This window comes from Acinetobacter dispersus, assembly GCF_009884975.1.
In the GTDB taxonomy this organism is placed as follows: Bacteria; Pseudomonadota; Gammaproteobacteria; order Pseudomonadales; family Moraxellaceae; genus Acinetobacter; species Acinetobacter dispersus.
The window spans coordinates 3,938,388-3,961,304 of the sequence record NZ_CP041970.1 but is presented as its reverse complement, the minus strand read 5'-3'; the positions used below and the strand labels follow the sequence as shown (position 1 = coordinate 3,961,304).

Below are 22,917 nucleotides of genomic sequence, written 5' to 3'. Positions count from 1 at the left end.
AAAATCCAACGCCTTTCATCGGCTTTTTCGAAAAAAAATGAAGTCTATAAAGCATTTATCTTGATTGAGCTGTCGATCATCGGTCATAAAAGCCACATTATGAAGCTGTACTAAACATCTCCTCTATAAACGCTCAAAAAACGGCAATTCAGACATTAATTGAGCAGCTTTTCGCATTAACACTTGGCATGGCTGAAATGCCTACAGAAACGAGGATTTTTTGCTACAATAGATCTAATTTTTTATTCAATTTTAATCTTCTGTACTATGACTGACGCTCAATCTGCTCAAAATATTGCAACCACTTACGATCCAACCGAGATCGAAAAGAAATGGTATCAAATCTGGGAACAACAAGGTTATTTCAAACCATCAGGTCAAGGTGAATCATTCTGTATCATGATTCCACCACCGAACGTCACGGGTAGCTTGCACATGGGACATGGCTTTAACAATGCCATCATGGATGCACTGACCCGTTACAACCGTATGATGGGCAAAAATACCTTATGGCAGCCAGGAACTGACCATGCGGGGATTGCAACGCAGATGGTGGTCGAGCGTCAACTGGGTGCACAAGGTGTCAGCCGTCATGACTTAGGTCGTGAAAAATTCATCGAAAAAATCTGGGAATGGAAAGAGCAATCAGGCGATACCATCACCCGTCAGATCCGTCGTTTAGGTTCTTCAGTGGACTGGTCGCGCGAACGCTTCACTATGGATGAAGGTTTATCCAATGCAGTAAAAGAAGTTTTCGTAAAACTGCATGAAGATGGTTTGATCTACCGTGGTAAACGTCTGGTTAACTGGGATCCGAAACTACAAACGGCGCTATCAGACTTAGAAGTTGAATCGGATAAGGAAGAAGCAGGTTCATTGTGGCACTTCAAATATTTCTTTGAAGATAAAAACCTACGTACCCATGATGGTAAAGACCACATCGTTGTCGCTACCACTCGTCCTGAAACCTTGTTAGGTGATACCGCGGTTGCTGTGGCACTTGATGATGAACGCTATACCCACCTTGTTGGTCAGAACATTATCCTGCCAATTACAGGTCGTGCTGTTCCAATCGTTAAAGATGAATATGTAGATAAAGAATTCGGTACAGGCTGTGTGAAAATCACCCCTGCGCATGACTTTAACGACTATGAAGTCGGTAAGCGTTGTGAATTGCCAATCATCAATATCTTCAATAAAAATGCAGAAGTATTGGCTGAGTTTGAATACATCGCCAAAGCTGGCGAGCAAATTTCTAAAACTATTCCTGCCCCTGCGGACTATATTGGCTTAGAGCGTTTTGCAGCGCGTAAAAAACTGGTTGAACAAGCAGAAGCTGAAGGCTGGTTAGATCAAATCCAACCTTATACGCTTAAACCACCACGCGGTGACCGTTCAGGTGTAATCGTTGAGCCGTTATTGACAGATCAATGGTATGTAAAAATTGCTCCATTGGCGCAACCTGCAATTGAAGCGGTTCAAGACGGTCGTATTAAGTTTGTGCCTGAGCAATACAGCAATATGTACATGGCGTGGATGAACAACATCCAAGATTGGTGTATCTCTCGTCAGCTTTGGTGGGGTCACCGTATCCCAGCTTGGTACGATGCTGAAGGCAACATCTATGTGGGTCGTGATGAAGCAGAAGTCCGTGCCAAAAATAACATCCCTGCCGATGTTGTGCTAAACCAAGATGAAGACGTACTGGATACATGGTTCTCTTCTGCGCTATGGACCTTCTCAACCTTAGGTTGGACTGGCGATGCCAAGAAAGATGCGGAAAACTATTTCCTCAATACCTTCCACCCAACTGATGTATTGGTGACTGGTTTTGACATCATCTTCTTCTGGGTTGCTCGTATGATCATGTTTACGATGCACTTCATGAAGAATGAAGATGGTACGCCACAAGTACCGTTTAAAACGGTTTATGTGCATGGTCTAGTCCGTGATGGCGAAGGCCAAAAAATGTCGAAGTCTAAGGGGAACGTACTTGACCCACTAGACCTGATTGATGGTGTTGACCTTGAGACCTTGGTACAAAAACGTACGACAGGTCTGATGAACCCGAAACAAGCGGCGAAGATTGAGAAATCAACCCGTAAAGAATTCCCAGAAGGCATTCAAGCTTATGGTACCGATGCAGTTCGTTTTACGTTCTGTGCACTTGCCAATACAGGTCGTGACATTAAGTTCGACATGAAGCGTGTTGAAGGCTACCGTAACTTTGCCAACAAAATCTGGAACGCAACCCGTTTCGTATTGATGAATGTTGAAGGTCAAACGGTTGCTCAAGAGGCGCGTCCTGAGCTTTGGGAACTTCCAGAAAAATGGATCATGAGCCGTCTGCAAAAAGCAGAGGCTGCGGTACATCAAGCATTCGCTACCTATCGTTTAGACCTTGCTGCACAAGCAATCTATGACTTCATTTGGAATGAATACTGTGATTGGTATGTTGAGTTAACCAAACCCGTTCTGAACGATGCCAATGTCTCTGAAGAGCGCAAGGCTGAAGTTCGTCGTGTATTACTTGCCGTGATGGAAGCATCTTTACGTTTGGCACATCCATTGATGCCGTATTTGACTGAAGAAATCTGGCAAACGCTTGCGCCAATGTTAGGCAAAGGCGGTGCTACGATTATGACTGCGCAATACCCAGTTCCTGATCAAGCCAAGGTAAATGATCAAGCTGAAGCAGACATGCAGTGGTTACAAGGTTTGATTGGTGCGGTACGTAATATCCGTGGTGAAATGGGCTTAGGTAATGCGCGTTTATTGCCTGTATTACTCAAAAACATTTCTGATGCTGAGCGTGAGCAAATCATCCGTATTGAAGCTTTATTCAAAGCATTGGCTAAAGTTGAAAGCATTGAGTTCTTAAGCAATGAACAAGAACCACCGTTGTCTTGTTCTAGCGTTGTTAGCCATGCATCGGTATTTGTACCAATGAAAGGCTTGATTGATCCTAAAGCTGAATTGGGTCGTTTGCAGAAGGACTTGGATAAAGTTCAAAAGCAACATGATCAAATTGCCAATAAACTTTCGAATGAAGGTTTCGTAGCAAAAGCACCAGCAGCGGTTGTTGAGGGTGAAAAAGTGAAATTGGCTGAGTTTGCTGATCAGTTAGCGAAAATTAAGCAAAGTATGGAGCAGATTGCTGCTCTGTAAAGTATTGTAATCTTAAAATTAATATGTAATATAAAGGGCTGATTATTCAGCCCTTTATGCTTTTTTAAAACTGAGTTGATTAATAAAATCAATTGACCTAAATAAAAATCAACTTTGCTAATTATTAATTTTAGATATGTGACTTAATATAGTATTTGATGTGCCATATTCCCTCTCCTCGTAGGAGAGGGTTAGGGAGAGGTGCTTTTTCTTTTCAAATGCAAACAAACATTCCATAAATCTCCTAAAACTAATTCAGTGTTTTTTAGCACATCATGATTCCAATACCTCACCACGCTTAAACCCAAAGCCTCTAAAAATTTGGTTCGTTCAGCATCATATTCTTTTCCATCATCCGTACCATGCTGACTGCCATCTAACTCAACGACCAAACCCAATTCATGACAGTAAAAATCGACAATATAGGGGGCAATCACATGCTGTCTGCGAAATTTAAGATTCATAAATCGTTTAGCACGAAGTATTTGCCACATCAGGTGTTCTACATCTGTCGCATTACTGCGCATGGCTTTGGCGAATTCTAATAATTGTGGGTCTAGTTTCATTTTTTCTCCTATTTTTAATTTCCCTCACCCCAACCCTCTCCCTAAGGGAGAGGGGGCATCCTTTGTGAATTTGATAGTTATTCGATACGCAATGAAGTTCCCTCTCCTTTGAGGAGATGAGCAGCGCTGCTGCGCAAGGGGAGAGGTTACAACACCCCATGCCCCAACAACATCTCCACCCCACTCAGCTTTTTCATATGCTTTAAACGCTCTTTTTCCCACTTCAACTGCTGCTTTAACTCAGCACAATCCGCATCTATTGCTTTATACACATCACTGATATGCAGATGCTCCGCTTTGACTTTTTTCGCCAACTGAAAAGAATCCAAAATCTCATCAATTTGGCTTTCCAACTGCTGACTTTGTGCATCCAAAGCCAGTTTATAAAACTTGACTTGCTCCGCTGATAACTCTTTAGCTCCAACACCTTTATTCTGTTCAAGCTGTAATTGAAGCTTGAGTAAATAAAACAAATCCTGCTGTTCATAAGCCTGACTCGCCTGCTGAAACAACTCAGTTTTTTCTTCTTTCTTGCTCTCGTCTTGCTCACGGTCAGGATGAATCATGGCAGCAATTTTTAAATAAACCGTTTTCAACGACTGCGCTGCCATTTGCTCAGCTTGTTCACATTTCTGTTGCTGTCTCAGTTGCTTGGCCTGTTCCCGTGCCTGTTGCTGCTCGGCTGCATACTGCTCAAAATCATCTTGTTCTAATTCTGCACTTTGCTCAGGACTTTCTTCATGCTCAAACTTTGCTGACTGTACTTTTTTATTCTTTTTAGCTGGTTGTTGTAGATGTTGCTGATAAAAGGTATCGATCTGCTTGACCAGCTTTAACTGTTCATCATTCAACATCTTGGAACGCTTTAGCATCTGTGCAAGCTGGGCAATTTTTTCATCCAGTTGCTGCATATCCGCTTTGGAAAACTCATGCTGTTGTAATAACGTCCAAAGCTGATCCAACTGCTGAAACAAGATTTCATGCAGTTCACTATACACAGGTACCAATTTTTGCCGTGTGTGTTGTTGAATCTCGGCTTGGGCATTCTGCCATGTGGCAAGGCTGATTTTTTGCTGTTCTATCTGATCAATCAGGCGATTCAGCTTTTTCTGCTGTGAAGAAGATTCAGTCCTTTGTTTTAAACTGACTTTGAGATCAAAGGACATAATGCTGCCGCCTAAAAATTAAAAAGTGTAGCAATAATCAACCAACAAAGTCAGCAAACACTTTCAATATCGTGTTTGGACAAACAAATCGCTTAACTAAGCTTTACTCATCGCCAAATAAGGCATTGGCTGAAACGACTTTGGTGATTTTAACTTTATCTTGTTTCAGCAAGGGATAGATTTTTTGTCTAAGTGCATCACTGGTCATGCTGCCATTCAAATTCAGTAACACTGGCTCTTCACTCAGAGAGCCTTTGCCTAAGTACTCTTGATTCAAATCATTGGTGGTTGCTTGATTCACCACCACAAAAAAGCCTGAAATGCCTTTGACCTGACCACAGGCCAAACTTTGTGGTGACCAATCCCCTTGGCGAATCACTTTTTGCAACGTATAGCCTTTGCTTTTTAATTGTTGCGTTTGTGCTGCGGTTGCGATTGGAAAATCAATGCGCTTTTGTTGTCCTTTCCAGTTCACCAGCAAATGACTCGATTGACAAGATTCACGCATGACACCCCCACTTCCTCTCAATGCACCCTCATCTGGATCAAAACAGGATGAAATCACTTGAAAAGTTGCTTCACCACAATGCAACGGCTCAGATTGATACGTCTTGAATGGCGTTGCTTGGGCTTGGTTTATTTGAGTTAAACAGACTGATAAAAGACAAAAACTGATAAATTTATTGTTCATATGAAGTCATATTAGAATTAAAGGCTGATTGATTCTAACTCAAAAAATAGCGAATAAAGAAAGTTCGCATACTCCTCATTTTGAATTAAACATTAAAAATGACAGACCCAATTTTTAAGCTAAAATCGGTTATATACATCATCATTTAAATACTCGAATTGTATGAAGAATAAAGTCCTATTACTCACCTCATTTATTTTGCTCGCTGGATGCAATGAAAAACCAAAAACATCATCAGAAAGCGATCAATCCACACAAAAAGCAGCTCAACAAACTCAAGCCGTCTCAGAACCTGTGCTTATTCCTGCTACACCAGAATCCGATTATCTCGCCAATAATTCAACTCCACTACCAAAAGGCTATTCAGTTGATACAACCCATCTCAAAAAGCCTTTGTTTATTGATTTTGATGGCGATGGAAATCTGGATACCTTTCGAGTGCTGAAAAACCCAAATAAAAAAGGAATGAAATATCTCTTTGAATTCCGTATCTCAAATAGCAACAAAGTTTATTATTATGAAAATACAGATAAAGATTATGACCTCGATATTTTCGGAACTTTTGAAGTCGCCCCTAAAACAGATATTTACGTAGACGAAGATTATCGCTTTGATGAAGATGGAAATATCTTAGCTGATGAGCAAATTGACCCAAAATATTATCTAAAGTTCAAAGGTGATGGTATTTCTGTCAATGTTTTAGAAGAAACCTGTGCCACATCTGTATTTTTCTTAACAGATGAAAAAATTAAACGAATTGCGCTGTGCTAAAACCACAATATCATTAAATAAATAATCAAATAGGTCATTTATTACAAATAGCACTACTTCCCATCGAATTAACAAAAATGCCAGTCACAATGTGCTGTTTTTTTTATAAATTACAGCATATAAATCAAAAACTTTCCGCATAGGTCGTCCACCATGACTTTAAAGCAACTCAAAGCATTTCTGGCTTTGACTCGTACCCTGAATTATGCAAATGCTTCTGCTGAATTGCATCTCAGTCAATCTGCTTTAAGTCTAAGTATCAAATCACTAGAAGAAGAGCTGGGCGGTAAGCTGTTTAAACGCAATACCCGTCGGGTTGAACTGACACAGGAAGGAAAATCATTGATTCCCTATGCCAAGAAGCTACTGGCAAATTGGGAAGATATGGAAAAAGACGTCAAGCAACGTTTTAAACTCAATCGTGGCACGCTCAATATTGCCTCGATGCCCTTTGTCACGCATGCGATTTTGCCGCAAGTGATTCATAGCTTTTTAGCCAAGCACCCCAATATCAGCTTTTCTATTCATGACATTCCCAATGAGAAAGTACTGGAAAATGTTCAGGATGGCATTTTTGAAATTGGGATCTGCTTTGAGCCACCACGCAATGATCAACTGGAATTTAAGCCTTTATTTGAGGAAGATTTTCTTGCGCTCTTACCAAAGACTCATCCTTTGGCAAGCGCGGATTCGATCAGTTGGAAACAACTCTGTGCTAATCCCTTTGTGACCTTACAACATCCCTCGATCGTTCGACACCTGATTGAAGAAAACTGTCTTAAAAACCATCTGACTTTAGATTTAAAAGTCGAATGCCACCAGATCAGTTCCCTCTCCAGCTTTGTGGCATTGGATATGGGGGTAAGTGCCATCCCCCGCCATTTTCAGAATTTTATCGACAAGGAACATAATGTCTTAATCGAAATTGAGGACGGCAAACTGCCCCAAGCGATTGGCATTGTCTATAAAAAAGACTTTGAGCTTTCCAATATCTCAGCCGAGTTTATCGAGATATTGCTACAACATGATTTTGGCTAAACCATTTCGGTCTCTACACCAACATAGACTCGCCCCGTCACAATGCCCTTTTGAGCGGAATAGATGAAATTTATTGTATTAATGAGTTTCCCTCATTAATCCTTTAAAAATTTAAACTTCTGTAAATAATCCCTGAGTGCTAAAACTATTAGAAACCAAGGAATTTACAGGTGAAAAAAATGAATAAAGTCTATTCAACCGCAGCACTGGCACTGCAAGATGTAGTGCAAGATCAACAAACATTTGCGGTTGGCGGTTTTGGCCTATGTGGTATTCCTGAAGCATTGATCCAAGCACTGAAAGAAACAGGTGTAACCGGCCTGACCTGTATTTCCAATAATGCAGGTATTGATGATTTTGGCTTGGGTGTCTTGCTCAAGACCCGACAAATTAAAAAAATGATTTCTTCTTATGTGGGCGAAAATAAAGAATTTGAACGCCAATATCTAAATGGCGAACTCGAAGTTGAACTCACCCCTCAAGGCACACTAGCCGAAAAATTACGCGCTGGTGGTGCAGGCATTCCTGCCTTTTATACCGCAACAGGTGCAGGCACCTTGGTGGCTGAAGGCAAAGAACAACGCGAATTTAATGGTCGAACCTATATCCTTGAACCCTCACTGACCGCAGATGTGGCACTGGTTAAAGCCTATAAAGCCGACAAAGCTGGCAATCTGGTGTTCCGTAAAACTGCACAAAACTTTAACCCTGAATGTGCAATGGCTGGAAAAATCACCATTGCCGAAGTTGAACAGATTGTTGAAATTGGCGAACTTGATCCAGATGAAATTCATTTAGCGGGCATTTACGTCAATCGTGTGGTACTGAATGCCACGCCAGAAAAACGTATCGAACAAAAAACCCTAAAAGCACAGGACGCATAATCATGGCATGGACACGTGAACAAATGGCACAACGTGCCGCGCAAGAATTACAAGATGGTTTCTACGTCAATCTTGGTATTGGCCTGCCAACACTGGTTGCTAACTACATCCCAGAAGATATGGATGTATGGTTGCAATCGGAGAATGGTCTACTCGGTATTGGTGAATTTCCAACGGAACAACAACTTGATCCTGATTTAATTAATGCAGGCAAACAAACCGTTACTGCTCGTGCAGGTGCGGCATTTTTCTCAAGCAGTGAATCCTTTGCCATGATTCGTGGCGGACACGTCAATATCGCAATTCTGGGTGCCATGGAAGTCTCTGAACAAGGTGACCTTGCCAACTGGATGATTCCGGGCAAAAAAGTCAAAGGTATGGGCGGCGCGATGGACTTGGTTGCAGGCGTTCAACGTGTGGTGGTGCTGATGGAACACAATGCCAAAGACGGGACTGCTAAAATCGTCAAACAGTGCAGCTTACCACTCACAGGTCAAAAAGTGGTTCATCGTATCATTACCGACCTAGGTGTTTTGGATGTACTGGCTGATGGGATCAAACTGGTGGAGTTAGCTCCCGATGTCACTGAACAACAAATTCAAGATGCCACAGGTGTTGAGCTTTTGATTGAAGCCAAAGCTTAACGCTACACACCCCTTTATTTTTCTCGTTGAAGTGATGCTGTAATAGCATCACTTTTCGCTGTTTTCTCAACAGCAAAAACTCATTTAGGACAAATGAGTAAGGTGCAACAAAATTAAAAATGGATGCTCAAGATGAATAAACAACCTGCCCTGTTAGAACGGTTTGCCCTGCGTATTAGTAACTGGTCGGAAAAATGGTTTCCTGACTCTTATATTTTTGCCCTGCTCGGTGTGATTATTGTTTCCTTTGCTGCCATCAGTATCGGTGCATCGGTACAAGATGTGGCGAGTTCCTTTGGTAACGGTTTTTGGAGTTTAATCCCCTTCACCTTACAAATGACCATGCTGATTATTGTTGGTTATGTGGTTTCTGTTTCTGCGCCTGTGAAAAAGCTGATTCAGAAGATGGCACGCATTCCCCATTCGGGACGCAGTGCCATTGTGTTGGTGGCTACGGTCAGTTTATTGATTTCTTTGGTCAATTGGGCAGTCAGTACTATTCTGACCGCGTTATTGGTGATTGCGCTGGCAAAACGTAAAGAATTACAAATGGACTATCGTGCAGCAGCAGCTGCCGCAATCATTGGCATGGGTGCAACGTGGGCACTGGGCATCAGCTCTTCTGCAGCCCAGTTACAGGCCAATAAAGCCAGTCTACCTGAGTCGATCTATAACTTAACTGGTGTGATTCCATTTACCGAAACCATCTTCCTGTGGCAATCCATGTTAATGACTTTAATCTTGGTGATTGTCTCGATTGCGATTGCCTATTGGTCTGCACCTAAAGGCGACAATGTCAAAACCATGCAGGATTTTGAACTGAGTTTTGAGGAAGAGGAAAAAACTGAGGTCAAATCCACTCGACCTGGGGATTGGTTGGAGAACTCACCGCTTTTAACCATTATTGTGGTGGCACTAGGCTTGATCTGGATGTTTATCGAATTTTCTAAAACCAACCCAATCATTGCCATTTCCAGTCTCAATACTTATAACTTTGTTTTTTGATGCTGGGTCTAGCACTACACCGTACTCCACGTAATTTTCTCAATGCGGTGAGTCAGGCAGTGCCTGCGGTCTCAGGGATTCTAATTCAATTCCCGCTCTACGGCAGTATCGCCTTTATTATGACCCAAGCGCTGAATAGTCAGGATTTATCGCTGTCGCACTATATCGCTGAATTCTTTGTCTCGATTGCTTCCAAAGAGACCTTTGCGATTGTGATGGGCATCTACTCTGCGGTACTGGGTTTCTTTGTTCCCTCTGGCGGTGGTAAATGGATTATTGAGGCGCCTTATGTGATGCAGGCTGCCAATGATTTACAAGTGCATTTAGGTTGGTCGGTACAGATTTATAATGCGGCAGAAGCATTGCCAAATCTGATCAATCCCTTCTTTATGCTGCCGATGTTGGGGATATTAAAACTCAAAGCCAAAGACGTGATTGGTTTTACCGTGACTCAATTGGTGTTCCATCTTCCGTTAGTACTGTTCTTATTGTGGATTTTAGGACGTACCCTCACCTATAGCCCACCTGTTATGTAAGACCAGCAACAATTGTACAGCGCTGCTTTTTATATTGAACATCAGAGATATGAAAAGTGGCGTGAGCTGTTCTTGAACACAGTAAAAACCATCTCCCCATTTGCATTCAAATCCCCCACTCCTTTCATTCAGAAGTGCCCAGAACTGTGCTATTTTTAAGCAAATTGCACCACTTTTCACCAAAATTACAATTTAATTTCTAAATTGGTGCGTTTTTTGCTTTATAAATTTCATCAAATTGAGTTGTTTTAATACAGCTTGAGTTTTAGATTTACTAAATCTATTTTGGTGCAGAAAATGAATCAAATATTTGCATCGAAATAAAATTTAGCACTTTTTTTGAGCACCACTATGCAAAACGTAGATCTATTTTTCTTACTGCTCGGTGCAGTACTGGTATTAGCAATGCACGCTGGCTTTGCGTTCTTGGAATTGGGCACGGTACGCCATAAAAACCAAGTCAATGCATTGAGTAAAATCCTCACCGATTTTGCCATTTCAGCGATTGCCTATTTCTTTGTAGGCTATTGGATTGCATATGGTCAAAACTTTTTCCATGCAGGCAGTACCTTAGCAGCCGATCATGGCTATAACCTGATGCGTTGTTTCTTCTTACTGACCTTTGCTGCTGCAATTCCTGCGATTATTTCGGGTGGTATCGCAGAACGTGCCAAGATGCGTGCTCAAGCGATTGCAACATTGATCTTGGTAGCACTGATTTATCCTTTCTTCGAAGGCATGATTTGGAATGGTAACTATGGTCTGCAAAAGTGGTTAGAGAACTCTTTTGGTGCAAGTTTCCATGATTTTGCAGGTTCTGTTGTGGTTCATGCAATGGGTGGCTGGATTGCCCTTGCTGCGGTAATTTTGCTCGGTGCTCGTCATGGTCGTTATAAAAATGATGGTCGTGTCAGTGCCCATCCACCATCATCTATTCCATTCCTTGCTTTAGGTTCATGGATTCTGATTGTGGGCTGGTTTGGCTTTAACGTGATGAGTGCACAACGGGTTGAAGCCATCTCTGGTCTGGTTGCAATTAACTCTCTCATGGCAATGGTGGGTGGAACTTTAGCTGCAAACTTCATGGGTAAAGATGACCCTGGTTTCTTACACAATGGTCCATTGGCTGGATTGGTCGCAATCTGTGCAGGTTCCGATATTGTGCACCCAATTGGTGCGTTAGTAATTGGTGGTACTGCGGGTGCACTGTTTGTTTACCTGTTTACTTACACTCAAAACAAACTCAAAGTCGATGATGTGCTTGGGGTATGGCCATTACACGGTGTATGTGGTGCATTAGGTGGCATTGCAGCAGGAATTTTTGGACAACAAGCTCTCGGTGGTCTAGGTGGTGTTTCCATCATTTCACAAATTATTGGTACCAGTTTAGGTATTGGCGTTGCGCTTGCAGGTGGTTTCATTGTCTATGGCCTACTCAAAATAACCATAGGAATTCGTCTTTCTCAAGAAGATGAATACCGTGGCGCAGACCTTTCCATTCATAAAATTTCAGCGAATTCAGAAGAATCGATGTTCTAGTTTTTCACACCTTTTTAAGCGGCGGAAACGTCGCTTTTTTTATTTGATATCAAAAAGTATAAACTCAAATTTACGGATTCATTACAACACAAAAAGCGGGTTGATTGGTCATCGCCAACGTTTGAAATACAACATCCCATACCGCTTTTTATGGTTGAATTAGAACTCTAAATCTACTTCATGGCACACATTATGCTTTATGTTTCTTGCAATTTTTACTGTAATTCATTCATTTAAAAATTGCTTAATTCATCGACAGTTACTATTAACAAAACGGTAAAGAATATCGCTTGAGCAATCGTATTGAAGTCTATTAAGATGAAAAATAATGTATTTTTTATGCATAAAAAAGAACACATTATTTTTCATAACAATGAACGGTTAAACCGCAACAATTACGAATGCGATCATAACGATACAAAAGGAGTTTTGTATATGACACCTAAACGCACCATGACCTCCCTGCTTTGTGCAAGCGCTCTGATGCTCGGATTAAGTGCTTGTAGTGACAATAAAGCACCCGCTGCGGGTGAAAAAGCTGCTGAAGGTAGTGCTTCCGCCTCTGGTACGTTAAACAAAATCAAAAGCTCTGGCACGATTGTGCTGGGTTATCGTGATTCATCTATTCCATTTTCCTATATTGCGTCCACCCCAAATCAGCCAGTAGGTTATGCACACGATCTACAACTTAAGGTTGTTGAAGCCGTAAAGCAGAAGCTCAACATGCCAGATCTGAAAATCCGCTATAACCTCGTCACCAGCCAGAACCGTATTCCACTGGTTTCAAATGGTACGGTAGATCTAGAATGTGGCTCAACCACCAATAATAAAGAGCGACAGCAACAGGTTGATTTTTCTGTTGGTTTCTTTGAGGTCGGCTCTCGACTGCTGACTGCTAAAAACTCTGGAATTAAAGATTTTTCAGATTTAAAAGGCAAAAAATTGGTGACAACGGCAGGAACCACATCTGAACGCTATATCCGTCAACATCAACAAGAACTTGGTATTGGTGAAATCATTTCTGCCAAGGACCATGCTGAATCGTTCTTGATGCTGCAAAATGGCCGTGCTGTGGCATTTATGATGGATGATATTCTGCTTGCGGGTGAAAAATCCAAAGCCAAAGATCCAAATCAATGGGACATCGTCGGTACCGCGCCAATTCATGAAATCTATGGTTGTATGCTGCGTAAGGGCGATACTGGTTTTAAACAGGTCGTGGATGATGCCATCAAGGCAACCTATGCTTCTGGTGAAATCAACAAGATGTATGAAAAATGGTTCCAGCAACCGATTCCACCTAAAAATATTAATTTGAACTTTGCCATGTCCGATCAACTCAAAGCATTAATCAGCAATCCGCATGATCGGGATCAATAATTTGTCCTTATAACCAAAATCTTATTATGGAACCGGGGAACAGTGGATGTTCTCCCGCTTCTTCTCAGGAGTTATTATGACTTATAGCTGGAACTGGGGAGTTTTGTGGCAATCTACAGGTATCGGGGATACAACCTACCTGAGCTGGATAATAACGGGTCTGGGATGGCTTGTGGTGATTGCTATTGTCGCATGGAGTATCGCCATGCTTCTCGGCAGTATCCTTGGCATTATGCGAACGCTCCCAAATAAAACAGCCAGAGCCATTGGTACAGCCTATGTCACACTGTTCAGGAATGTACCCTTACTTGTTCAGTTATTTATCTGGTTTTATGTGGTCCCCAACTTTCTCCCTGCACCAATCAAAAACTGGTGGATGAATGATCTGGGTGCCAATACCACAGCCCTGATTTCTGCCAGTGTTGGACTCGGACTGTTTACGGCTGCTCGTGTTTGTGAACAGGTGAGAACAGGTATTGAAGCCTTACCCAAGGGGCAAATTAATGCAGGCTATGCCATGGGGTTTTCCACGGCACAACTGTATCGCTATATCATTCTGCCGCAGTCTTTTCGTACCATTTTACCGCCCCTGAGTTCAGAGCTGACCAACTGCGTGAAAAATACCTCGGTTGCCTCTCTGGTTGGGGTAGCGGAAATTATTTCACAGATGAAAACCATCAGTGAATATACCCAGAACACCATCGAAATTTATACCTATGTCACAATCATATTCATTGTGATCAATGTCTGTCTTATTTTTACCATGAACCTGCTGGAAAAACGTCTACGTATTCCTGGTTTAATATCAGGAGGAAAGTAGTATGGAATGGTTAACTTCTTTTCTTAATGATTTACAGCAGTCTGGGCCTGCGCTCTGGTACGGTTTCAGCATTACCCTGAAAGTGGTTGTTCTGGCAACGATTGGCGGTATTGCCATTGGTACAATATTGGCCCTGATGCGTCTATCTTCGATCAAGATTCTAAATTGGATTGCACAGGCTTATGTGGATCTATTCCGCTCAATTCCCCTGCTGTTGGTGTTGATGTGGTTCTATTTCGCAGTTCCGTTTCTTTATACCGCGATCACAGGTCAATACCTGACCATTGATACTGCTCTGGTTTCAAGTATCGTGGCCTTTATGCTGTTCGAAGCTGCTTACTTTTCTGAAATTGTACGTGCCGGTATTCAGTCTATTCCCAAAGGTCAAGCTGCTGCGGCTTCTGCATTGGGCATGAGCTATGGCCAATCCATGCGACTGATTATTCTGCCACAGGCTTTCAGAAAAATGACGCCGTTACTGCTTCAGCAAACGATTATCCTGTTTCAAGATTCAACCATGGTTTATGCCATTGGTTTACTTGACTTTTTCAGAACAAATTATGTTCGTGGCGATTTAATGTCCTTACTTACCCAATATATTTTATTTGCAGGACTGGTGTACTTCACCATCAGTGCTTTAGCGACATTCACAGTGAAACGTTTACAAAGGAGGTTAAGTGTATGAGCGACAATAACGTAATGATTGACCTCCAAAATGTCAGCAAATGGTACGAACAATTTCAGGTACTCACTGAATGTACGACCCAAATCTGTCAAGGCGAAGTCGTAGTGGTCTGCGGTCCATCAGGTTCGGGAAAATCAACCTTGATTAAAACCGTCAATGGGCTAGAACCATTTCAACAAGGTAAAATCTTTGTCGATGGCGTGCCAGTTCACGATCCAAAAACCGATATGACTAAACTACGTAGTCGTGTTGGTATGGTGTTCCAACATTTTGAACTGTTTCCTCACCTGAGCATTACCGAAAACCTGACTATTGCACAGATTAAGGTGCTTGGTCGTTCAGAAGCTGAAGCCAATAAAAAGGGACTGGCTTATCTAGATCGTGTCGGTCTGAGCGCTCATGCCAATAAATATCCTGCTCAGCTTTCTGGTGGACAACAACAGCGAGTTGCGATTGCCCGTGCACTCAGTATGGACCCGATTGCGATGCTGTTTGATGAACCAACCTCGGCACTTGATCCTGAAATGATCAATGAAGTATTGGATGTCATGGTCGGACTGGCCAAAGAAGGCATGACCATGATGTGTGTTACGCATGAAATGGGCTTTGCCCGTCAGGTGGCTAATCGGATTATTTTCATGGACCAAGGCAAAATTGTTGAAGACTGCTCTAAAGATGAATTCTTTGGTACACCACGTGGCGAACGAGCGCAACAATTTCTGAATAAAATTCTGCATTAAGCTGATCTTACTCAGTTAGAAAATAAAGCAGCCTTTTGGCTGCTTTATTTTTTGAAGTGAATAAAGCCGATCATGGCTGCAAATGCGGCAATATGAATTTAAATATTTCATATACTTAAAATAAAATCTGTTTTTTAAATTACCCAGCTATTGTTATATTTTATGCTTATTTAAGAACTAATTAAGCTTATTCACATTAAATAACACAATTGTCATCTGACCTTAATAATACGTTCCATGATATTGAAAACACCCTTTTTTTTATGGCTGAGTTTTTTGCTTTTTATCAGCTTTTTCATCTTGTTATTCGTATTTCCAGTCGGTGGTGCAATTGACTTGCATCTCATTCAACCTTGGGTCAGCACGCATGGAACGTTTCCTTATAAGAATGATTGGTTCCTCGATAAACTAAACCATACTTATGTCAAACAACTGTTAACCGTTGTTTATGTCATTTTTTTCTTTTTATGGTGTGCTTCTTTTAAGCTTGAAAAACTAAAACCAAATCGTTGGCTATATGGCTATATGTTTTGGGTCAGTATGCTCTGTACTTGTATTGTCGGATTACTCAAAGCTCACTCTTATCATGCCTGTCCATGGTATATGACCCATGAAACTGCCACAGGCTTTGTCTGGGATTTCTCTGCGACTGCAGGACATTGTTTTCCTGGTGGACATGCTAGTACAGGTTTTGCGCTGATCACAGGCTTCTTTGTCTATCATCTACATCAAACACAACGTGCTTGGTTTTATCTAATCGCAGGTATGATCCTCGGCTTTGCCATGGGCTGGGCACAAATGATGCGTGGCGCCCATTTTCTCAGTCATAATCTTTGGACCGCGTGGGTCTGTGTTGCTATTAATTTGTTATGTTATGCATTGACTTATAAGCATCATCAAGACGTTACAAATCGCAATTCCAGTACCGTTTCCAATATCTGATGTGGTAAAGTGAACGCCCGTGCTCATTGAACGAGTGCGTTTTACGCTCACATTAGGATTATTTTTGCTGCCGTATGTCTGACTACCAAACGTTTTTAGAATCTACTTTAACAACTCAATCCGACTCTATTCAATCTTATGAACTAGATTCACGTAAAGTCTGGCTGAAAAAAGCATCTGAACGTCATGGATTATGGCTTTATACGCCATTGAAATGGCTAGCAAAAATATTCAATTTGGGTTCAATTACCCCTGTTCCGAACCAAGGTGGATCTGCTGCAATCCAATGTGAATTCAAGCGTATCCAGCAGCTCAAAGCTTTGGGGATTTCAACGCCGAATGTATTGGCTCTCTCTAAAAAAGGCATCTTATTGGAAGATGTTGGCTCTCAGCGCCAAAGTCCTGTCAGTCAGCTTGATCAAAAGTTAGGAAGTTTGAAAGATCATCCTGAACAGCAGTTTCAATTGTTTCATCAGGCAATTCAATCGATTAGTCGATTGCATCTACAACAAGGTTATTTAAGCGAAGCCTTCGCTCGGAATATTTTGGTGGATCAACAAAATCAATTTACTTTTATTGATTTTGAGACTGATCCACAAGATGTGCTTAGCCTACATGATTGCTTTGTACGTGACTGGTTGCTGTTTATCTTTTCAACCGCCTATCATTTTGAGTTTGAACAACTAGAGCAAGCCAGTCAGGTGCTCTACCAAGCCTTGCAAGATGAACCTCAAGTCTACAAAGACATTTGTAAAGTTGGAAAGCGCTTAAATTGGGTATTACGTTTAAATGTAAGCAAAGTGGGCAATGATGGCAAACGCATCCAAAAATGTGTGCTGTTCCTACGCGATCTGAAACAGCAATCCGAAATCAATACAGCATCAAATTAAGTCCTTAGTGTTCAATGCTGTTCATGGTGATGTGCAAGCTTTTTCGGTAATTTGACCAACACACTCAGACCGCCTAATTCAATACTTCGAGATAAAGTCAGAATTCCGCCTAAACGTTGAGTAGCTTTATCAACAATTGATAAACCGAGGCCACTACCCACCTCTAAATGGTGATGAACACGATAAAAACGTTTCAAAACTTTGTCGTATTGTTCAGGGTCAATTCCATTACCACTGTCTTCGATTTGAACATAGGCAAAATCATCGGCATCGCTATAGACTGAAATATTAATAATGCCTTGGTTTGGGGTATATTTAATCGCATTATCAATCAAGTTAAAAATAATCGAATGTACGGTTGATTCAAGGCTCTGCATTTCAATCGGATCGTTGCGCTCAAAGCCTAAATCAATCTCCTTTTGCATGGCCAAATTCACCAATTGCTCAACACAATTAAGTGCAACATCGTTCAATCTGAAATTAGTATTTGGTTCAATCAGACTCAGCGCAACATCTTGTTTAGCCAATGCCAAAAGCTGGGTGACTAAATGTTGAATACGAGCTAAGCCTTTACTCAGATTCTGTAAAGACTCGTGTTCAGGAAACTGGCTGATCAAAATTCGGGTTTGCAAATTCAATGCAGTCACAGGTGTTCGTAACTCATGTGCTGCATCTGCAATAAATTGCTTTTGTTCAGTCTGCGCATGTTGAATCCGTTCAAATAAACGGTTCATTTCTTCAATCGTTGGTTGTAATTCTTGTGGATACTCACCACTGTCTATCGGTGCCAAACCGTCCGAATCACGTTGTGTCAGTTCTGTTTTGAAATCGTCTAAAGGCTTCAAACTCAAACTGATAATAAACGCCAGCACGATAATTGCGATTGGCAGCAAAAGTATATACGGAATAAACATACTGCCAGCCAGTTCCCAGGCAAACGCATGGCGAACCTGCTCTTGTTGACTGACCTGTATCTGATAATCTTTTAGTGGAATGACATAAACACGCCACTTCCCTTGCGGTGTGTTCTGGGTGTAAAACCCAGCTTGTTCCACAGGAGGAACCAAAAGATGAGTCTGATGCCACAAATGACTTTGGTCTTTATAGGCCCAAATATCAATCAATAAATCTTCTTCATGATAAGTTCGATGTAACTCAACCCGACTCGCCAATGGTGTTAAAGGCTGCGAGGTTGAACGCTCTGCCATATACTGCATTTGCGTATCTAAAATTTCATCGACTTCATGTAATGAAATTTTATATGCCGCTAAAATTAAGAAACAACCTAACACTATACTGAAGATGGAAGTTCCCCAAATCAGTCTTTTTTTGAGCGAATAATGCTTGGTTGTTTTCATAAAGTTAAGACTGCCCCAAACGATAACCTAAGCCACGAATCGTACGAATAAAGTCTTTGCCCAGCTTGGCACGTAAATGATGCACATAAACCTCAATGGTATTACTGGTCACTTCACTATCAAAATCGTACAACTTATCTTCCAAATTGGCCTTCGAGAAAATTTTGTTTGGATGAGATACCATCGGGATCAAAATCGCCCATTCACGATTCGAAAGCTCGATTTGCTGACCTTTAAATGTTGCTAGATGCTGTTCTACATCCAAGGTCAGCTCACCACTTTTCAAAAGCTGTGACTGGCTCTTCAACTGTGCTGTTTCTACACTGCCACGGCGCAATAAAGCATTAATACGCGCAAGCAGCTCATCAAACTCATACGGTTTAATCAGATAATCATCTGCACCTTGATTTAAACCATCAACACGATTTTGTAACTGATCACGGGCAGAGATAATCAACACGGGTACAGTACTACGCTGACGAATCTGTTTAAGAATTTGCATTCCATCCATCAAGGGTAGTCCTAAATCCAAAAGAACCAAATCAAAAGACTGCTTAGTCAGTAAAGCCAGTCCATCCACCCCATTGTTGACCCATTCTACGTCAAACTGATGATATCGCAATAAAGTCAATGTTGACTCTGCGATCATAAAATCATCTTCTATCATCAAGATCTTGGTCATGATTTCATTTCACCTTATGGGTTAGGACATGTTGCTAACATGTCATCTTTAGCATTAATTACACTGGTTTTAATATTGAGCAAACTCAACATGGTTGGAAACAGATTATCCTGACTCAGTTTGCTTTTATTTTGTTGCGCTAAACATTTCACTTGCTTCGCTGCTTGTTGCTGCCAAGCTTGCGAGAACCACATCACCATCGGAACATGGGTTTGTTGGGTAGGTGCAATCGCATAAGGTGCGCCATGCAAATACATGCCACTTTCACCAGTCGATTCACCATGATCTGACAAATACCACAAACCTGTTTGATATTTCGTTGTATTTTTTAGTGTCTCAATCAATGAATCTAAAACATAATCGGTATAAAGCAAAGTATTGTCATAGCTATTCAGCAATGCTTCTTGGGTACAGCCTTGAATTGCATTGGTATCACAAGTTGGTTTAAACACACGATATGCGGGTGGCACACGCTTATAATAAGCAGGACCATGACTTCCCATTTGATGTAACACTACCAAGTGCGGACGCGTATCGTCTTTTGGAATCGTTTCAATATAAGCTTTCAGACTATCAATCAAAATGTCATCCAGACATTCGCCATCCTTACACCATTTTTGTTGAATTGGCTCTGGAATTTTAAACTGTTCGACACGGTCACATGTCCCTTTACACCCTGAATTATTATCAATCCAAGTGACTTGATAACCTGCTCGTTTGGCAATATCCAGTAGTCCTTCACGATGGCTTGCCAAACGCTCATCATAATCTTCTCTTTTCATGCCCGAAAACATACAAGGTACTGAAACAGCTGTAGCTGTTCCACAAGAACTCACTTGAGAGAAATTCAGAATATCTTGTTTAGATAACTTAGGATTTGTATCTTTTGCATAACCATTTAAAGAAAAATTTTCTGCACGTGCTGTTTCACCAACCACCAATACCATCAGTTTAGGTGCACCTTTTGAGTTTTGGGAAACTTGTGCATCTTCACCGTAATGCACCAGAGGTAAATTCTCTTTAGGTGCTTTCTTTTTATAATATGAAATAAATGATGCAATCATATTCTGAGGTGAAATCATGCCTTTTAAATCGCGATTTTCACGAAAAATTGCAGCAAAATCGACATAAAAAACAAACAGTAAACTACCAACCATAGCTAAAGAAACAAGTGAAGCCAGCACCTTTTTCCAAACTTGTCGAATAACAGGTTCGGGTTTTAATTTAATCAGCAGAATCACAATAATCGGTACAATTACCATACCAATGACCCAGACCAGTAAGTGCCAAGACCAGGTATCTTTTGCCTCAGCTAAATCCGTTTGCATCAGGTTTTGGATTTGGTCTGAGGTGATCCAGACCCCTAAAGTATTGACCGCATAAGAGGCAAAGCCACCGATAAAGACTAAAGCGATTGCAATTGGCTTTGAGGTCCATTTCCAATTCAAAACTTGAAAAAGGAAGGTATAGAACGCAGTAACCACAGCAACTGAGGCTAAAACAAATAGCCCTGCTTTAAAACCCGTATAAGGTGTAAGTGTCTGCATCTTTTCATAAAATTCAAGATTTAGAAAAACCCCTAACCAAACTGCGAGTAACACATTGAAGGTGAGTAATGAAATGGTCTTGGTTTTGAGTCTTTTTAGCAACATAAGCATCACAATCTAAAAATAAATTTCTTAGCTTTTTTTAAGATAAGAATAAAAACTTAAAAATGACTTAAACAAAACAATAGGAACCCAACAAAAATGACAGGTTAAAAAATTGAGTGAATTAAGCATTGAATGAATTATTAAAGAATTGAATTAATGAAAGTATGAATAATGTCCTTTTTATAAATCCATGTTGAACTAGCTCTCCATTCATTAGCCTAGAGTTTAACGAGAATAAATTATTATATTTAAAGAAAAAAACAATATAAACAAAAAAGCCCTTTAAGCAAACTTAAAGGGCGTTTTCTAACAAAAATAAATTAGAATTTGAATTCTAAACCTAAACCAGCAACAGGTTGTTTATCCTTTTTGCTTGCTTGTTCAAGTGTTAGATAACCTGCATAACCATAGGTTTTAACTTGTTTGTTAAAAGCATAGTCCGCACCTGCAATGATTTGTTTTGCTTTGTAATCAGCAGTGTTATCTTTAAAGCTGGTGTCATTCTGGCTATATTGACCTTTCACCGTCCAGTTTTTTGCTTGAGGGATGTTATATTCAGCACCTAATAACCAGCCTTGTGTGTCATCAATATTTTTCGCTTTTGCAGCCCATTTAGTTGCATCAGCTGAATCAGAGTAAGTCGTTTCTTCTACCTCTGACGTTTGATATAAAGCTTTAAGAGCCAAACCATCAATTGGCGTTACTTTACCAATTGCACGTACTGTATTAGCTGCTGCAAAAACAGAGCCACCAGTAATTGCTGGCTCAGCTGCATTTAAGAAACCTTGGCCCAAAAAAGTACTCGGAATGGCTTTATCATAACCAAGACCTGCGACAAATAATGGATTTTCATAGGTAACAGATGCTGACCATGCATCACCTAAACCACGACCTGCAACTTTTGCACCACCGCTGGTTGCTTTAATACCAGAAGACTCACCTGTTGCAAGTAAAGCATTAAATTTAAACGCACCATCTAATAGTTTCACTGCTGGAGACTCATAAATCACGGCATTATCAATACGGTTTTCACCCGTAAAAATACCTGTAATATCAGCCTTGTTGGCAACATAGTTGTTAAAAGTATCAACTACACTTGATAATTGTTTTACTGGGGTATCATGCTTACCAATTTTCAAGGTACCCAATTGCGCATCTTTTAAACCCACAAAACGGTTACGTTGCGTCCAGTCATTGCTATCGCCATCGGCACTAAAACCCCATTCGATTGCATAGACAGCACTTAAACGCTCAGTCAGTTTTTCATCGCCTTTAAGTCCAAGGAATGAACTGTTTGAACTAATTTCCCAAACGTCTTTGTTTGATTTAGTTGCATTTTTTTCTGGTAAATAATCAACACTGGCATCGATCTCGCCATAAAATGTTGGTGCGGCAAAAGTGGTTGTTGCAAGTAAACTAAGCACTGCTGCTGTTACAATTTTGATTTTCATTGTTTACATCCTGGTTAAATTTGTAACAAATCCTACACATTAACTTTATATGACAAAACGATTAAAATCTTATTAATTTATTCCTATTTCGACTAAAGTTTAATTTTTATACACTCACTTTTTATGAGCAGAAAATATTTTTATGCTTTTATTTATGAACGAATTAATTGCAATATCAATTAATTAATATCGATCTATCAACTATCTTTTCTGATTATTTTCTATATTCAAAAAAACAAAAAATCCGACGAATATCATTCCATTCCCATATAAGCCAACACTCTTTGTTTCAATGATCGGATGCTTAAT

General features: G+C 40.7%; 19 protein-coding genes and 1 pseudogene. 13 read left to right on the top strand and 7 right to left on the bottom strand.

The genetic code is table 11. The annotated features are described in order from the left end of the window. Positions 1-267: 267 nt before the first annotated feature. Positions 268-3,168: a valine--tRNA ligase gene (locus tag FPL17_RS18410; RefSeq protein WP_159886705.1), complete on the top strand. Its 2,901-nt coding sequence runs from the start codon at positions 268-270 to the stop codon at positions 3,166-3,168. Between the two features lie 191 nt (positions 3,169-3,359). On the opposite strand, the gene FPL17_RS18405 is transcribed toward FPL17_RS18410, so the two are convergent. The 3 genes from FPL17_RS18405 to FPL17_RS18395 all read right to left on the bottom strand — a co-directional run bounded on the left by FPL17_RS18405 (position 3,360) and on the right by FPL17_RS18395 (position 5,591). Further along, positions 3,360-3,734 carry an endonuclease domain-containing protein gene (locus FPL17_RS18405; protein ID WP_159886696.1) on the bottom strand — a complete coding sequence of 125 codons (375 nt, stop codon included), beginning with the start codon at positions 3,732-3,734 and terminating at the stop codon, positions 3,360-3,362. A 146-nt stretch (positions 3,735-3,880) separates the two neighbouring features. Further along, entirely contained in the window at positions 3,881-4,900 is a 1,020-nt protein-coding gene (locus FPL17_RS18400) for a coiled-coil domain-containing protein (protein WP_159886694.1), read from the bottom strand. 103 nt (positions 4,901-5,003) lie between these two features. Then, positions 5,004-5,591, bottom strand: coding sequence for a hypothetical protein (locus tag FPL17_RS18395; protein ID WP_159886692.1), 588 nt, complete (start codon positions 5,589-5,591; stop codon positions 5,004-5,006). 162 nt (positions 5,592-5,753) lie between these two features. Here FPL17_RS18395 and FPL17_RS18390 point away from each other — a divergent pair, with 162 nt between their 5' ends. From FPL17_RS18390 to FPL17_RS18335, 12 genes and pseudogenes are all read left to right on the top strand, one after another. Then, the gene (locus tag FPL17_RS18390) at positions 5,754-6,362 is read left to right on the top strand and encodes a hypothetical protein (protein WP_159886690.1); all 609 of its coding nucleotides are present in this window, start codon (positions 5,754-5,756) and stop codon (positions 6,360-6,362) included. A gap of 153 nt (positions 6,363-6,515) precedes the next feature. After that, on the top strand, positions 6,516-7,400 hold the full coding sequence (locus FPL17_RS18385) for a LysR family transcriptional regulator (protein WP_004803082.1): 885 nt from the start codon (positions 6,516-6,518) through the stop codon (positions 7,398-7,400). Positions 7,401-7,579: 179 nt separating this feature from the next. After that, positions 7,580-8,284, top strand: a complete 705-nt coding sequence (locus FPL17_RS18380) for a CoA transferase subunit A (protein ID WP_004652254.1) — start codon at positions 7,580-7,582, stop codon at positions 8,282-8,284. 2 nt (positions 8,285-8,286) lie between these two features. Further along, positions 8,287-8,928, top strand: coding sequence for a CoA transferase subunit B (locus FPL17_RS18375; RefSeq protein ID WP_159886688.1), 642 nt, complete (start codon positions 8,287-8,289; stop codon positions 8,926-8,928). A gap of 132 nt (positions 8,929-9,060) precedes the next feature. Further along, positions 9,061-10,469, top strand: a pseudogene (locus FPL17_RS18370) (short-chain fatty acid transporter). 351 nt (positions 10,470-10,820) lie between these two features. Further along, positions 10,821-12,008: an ammonium transporter gene (locus FPL17_RS18365; protein WP_159886686.1), complete on the top strand. Its 1,188-nt coding sequence runs from the start codon at positions 10,821-10,823 to the stop codon at positions 12,006-12,008. Positions 12,009-12,443: 435 nt separating this feature from the next. Continuing rightward, a complete protein-coding gene (locus FPL17_RS18360; RefSeq protein ID WP_159886684.1) occupies positions 12,444-13,388 on the top strand; it encodes a transporter substrate-binding domain-containing protein in 945 nt (314 codons plus the stop codon). A gap of 76 nt (positions 13,389-13,464) precedes the next feature. Further along, positions 13,465-14,208, top strand: coding sequence for an amino acid ABC transporter permease (locus tag FPL17_RS18355; RefSeq protein ID WP_159886682.1), 744 nt, complete (start codon positions 13,465-13,467; stop codon positions 14,206-14,208). A 1-nt stretch (position 14,209) separates the two neighbouring features. Continuing rightward, positions 14,210-14,893, top strand: a complete 684-nt coding sequence (locus tag FPL17_RS18350; RefSeq protein WP_005208573.1) for an ABC transporter permease subunit — start codon at positions 14,210-14,212, stop codon at positions 14,891-14,893. Between the two features lie 14 nt (positions 14,894-14,907). After that, complete coding sequence (locus tag FPL17_RS18345) at positions 14,908-15,633, top strand: amino acid ABC transporter ATP-binding protein (protein ID WP_171519552.1); 726 nt, start codon at positions 14,908-14,910, stop codon at positions 15,631-15,633. Positions 15,634-15,870: 237 nt separating this feature from the next. Beyond that, a complete protein-coding gene (locus FPL17_RS18340; protein ID WP_159886678.1) occupies positions 15,871-16,575 on the top strand; it encodes a phosphatase PAP2 family protein in 705 nt (234 codons plus the stop codon). 74 nt (positions 16,576-16,649) lie between these two features. Next, a complete protein-coding gene (locus FPL17_RS18335; RefSeq protein WP_005192673.1) occupies positions 16,650-17,465 on the top strand; it encodes a BUD32 family EKC/KEOPS complex subunit in 816 nt (271 codons plus the stop codon). Between the two features lie 11 nt (positions 17,466-17,476). Here the strand turns inward: FPL17_RS18335 and FPL17_RS18330 are convergent, their stop codons facing one another. From FPL17_RS18330 to FPL17_RS18315, 4 genes are all read right to left on the bottom strand, one after another. Continuing rightward, positions 17,477-18,823, bottom strand: a complete 1,347-nt coding sequence (locus FPL17_RS18330) for an ATP-binding protein (protein WP_159886676.1) — start codon at positions 18,821-18,823, stop codon at positions 17,477-17,479. A gap of 4 nt (positions 18,824-18,827) precedes the next feature. Further along, positions 18,828-19,505 (bottom strand): DNA-binding response regulator PmrA, encoded by a 678-nt coding sequence (locus FPL17_RS18325; RefSeq protein WP_005192678.1) that lies wholly within the window; start codon positions 19,503-19,505, stop codon positions 18,828-18,830. Positions 19,506-19,519: 14 nt separating this feature from the next. Next, a complete protein-coding gene (locus tag FPL17_RS18320) occupies positions 19,520-21,157 on the bottom strand; it encodes a phosphoethanolamine transferase (protein ID WP_159886674.1) in 1,638 nt (545 codons plus the stop codon). A 320-nt stretch (positions 21,158-21,477) separates the two neighbouring features. After that, positions 21,478-22,608 (bottom strand): porin, encoded by a 1,131-nt coding sequence (locus tag FPL17_RS18315; RefSeq protein ID WP_159886672.1) that lies wholly within the window; start codon positions 22,606-22,608, stop codon positions 21,478-21,480. Positions 22,609-22,917 lie beyond the last annotated feature (309 nt).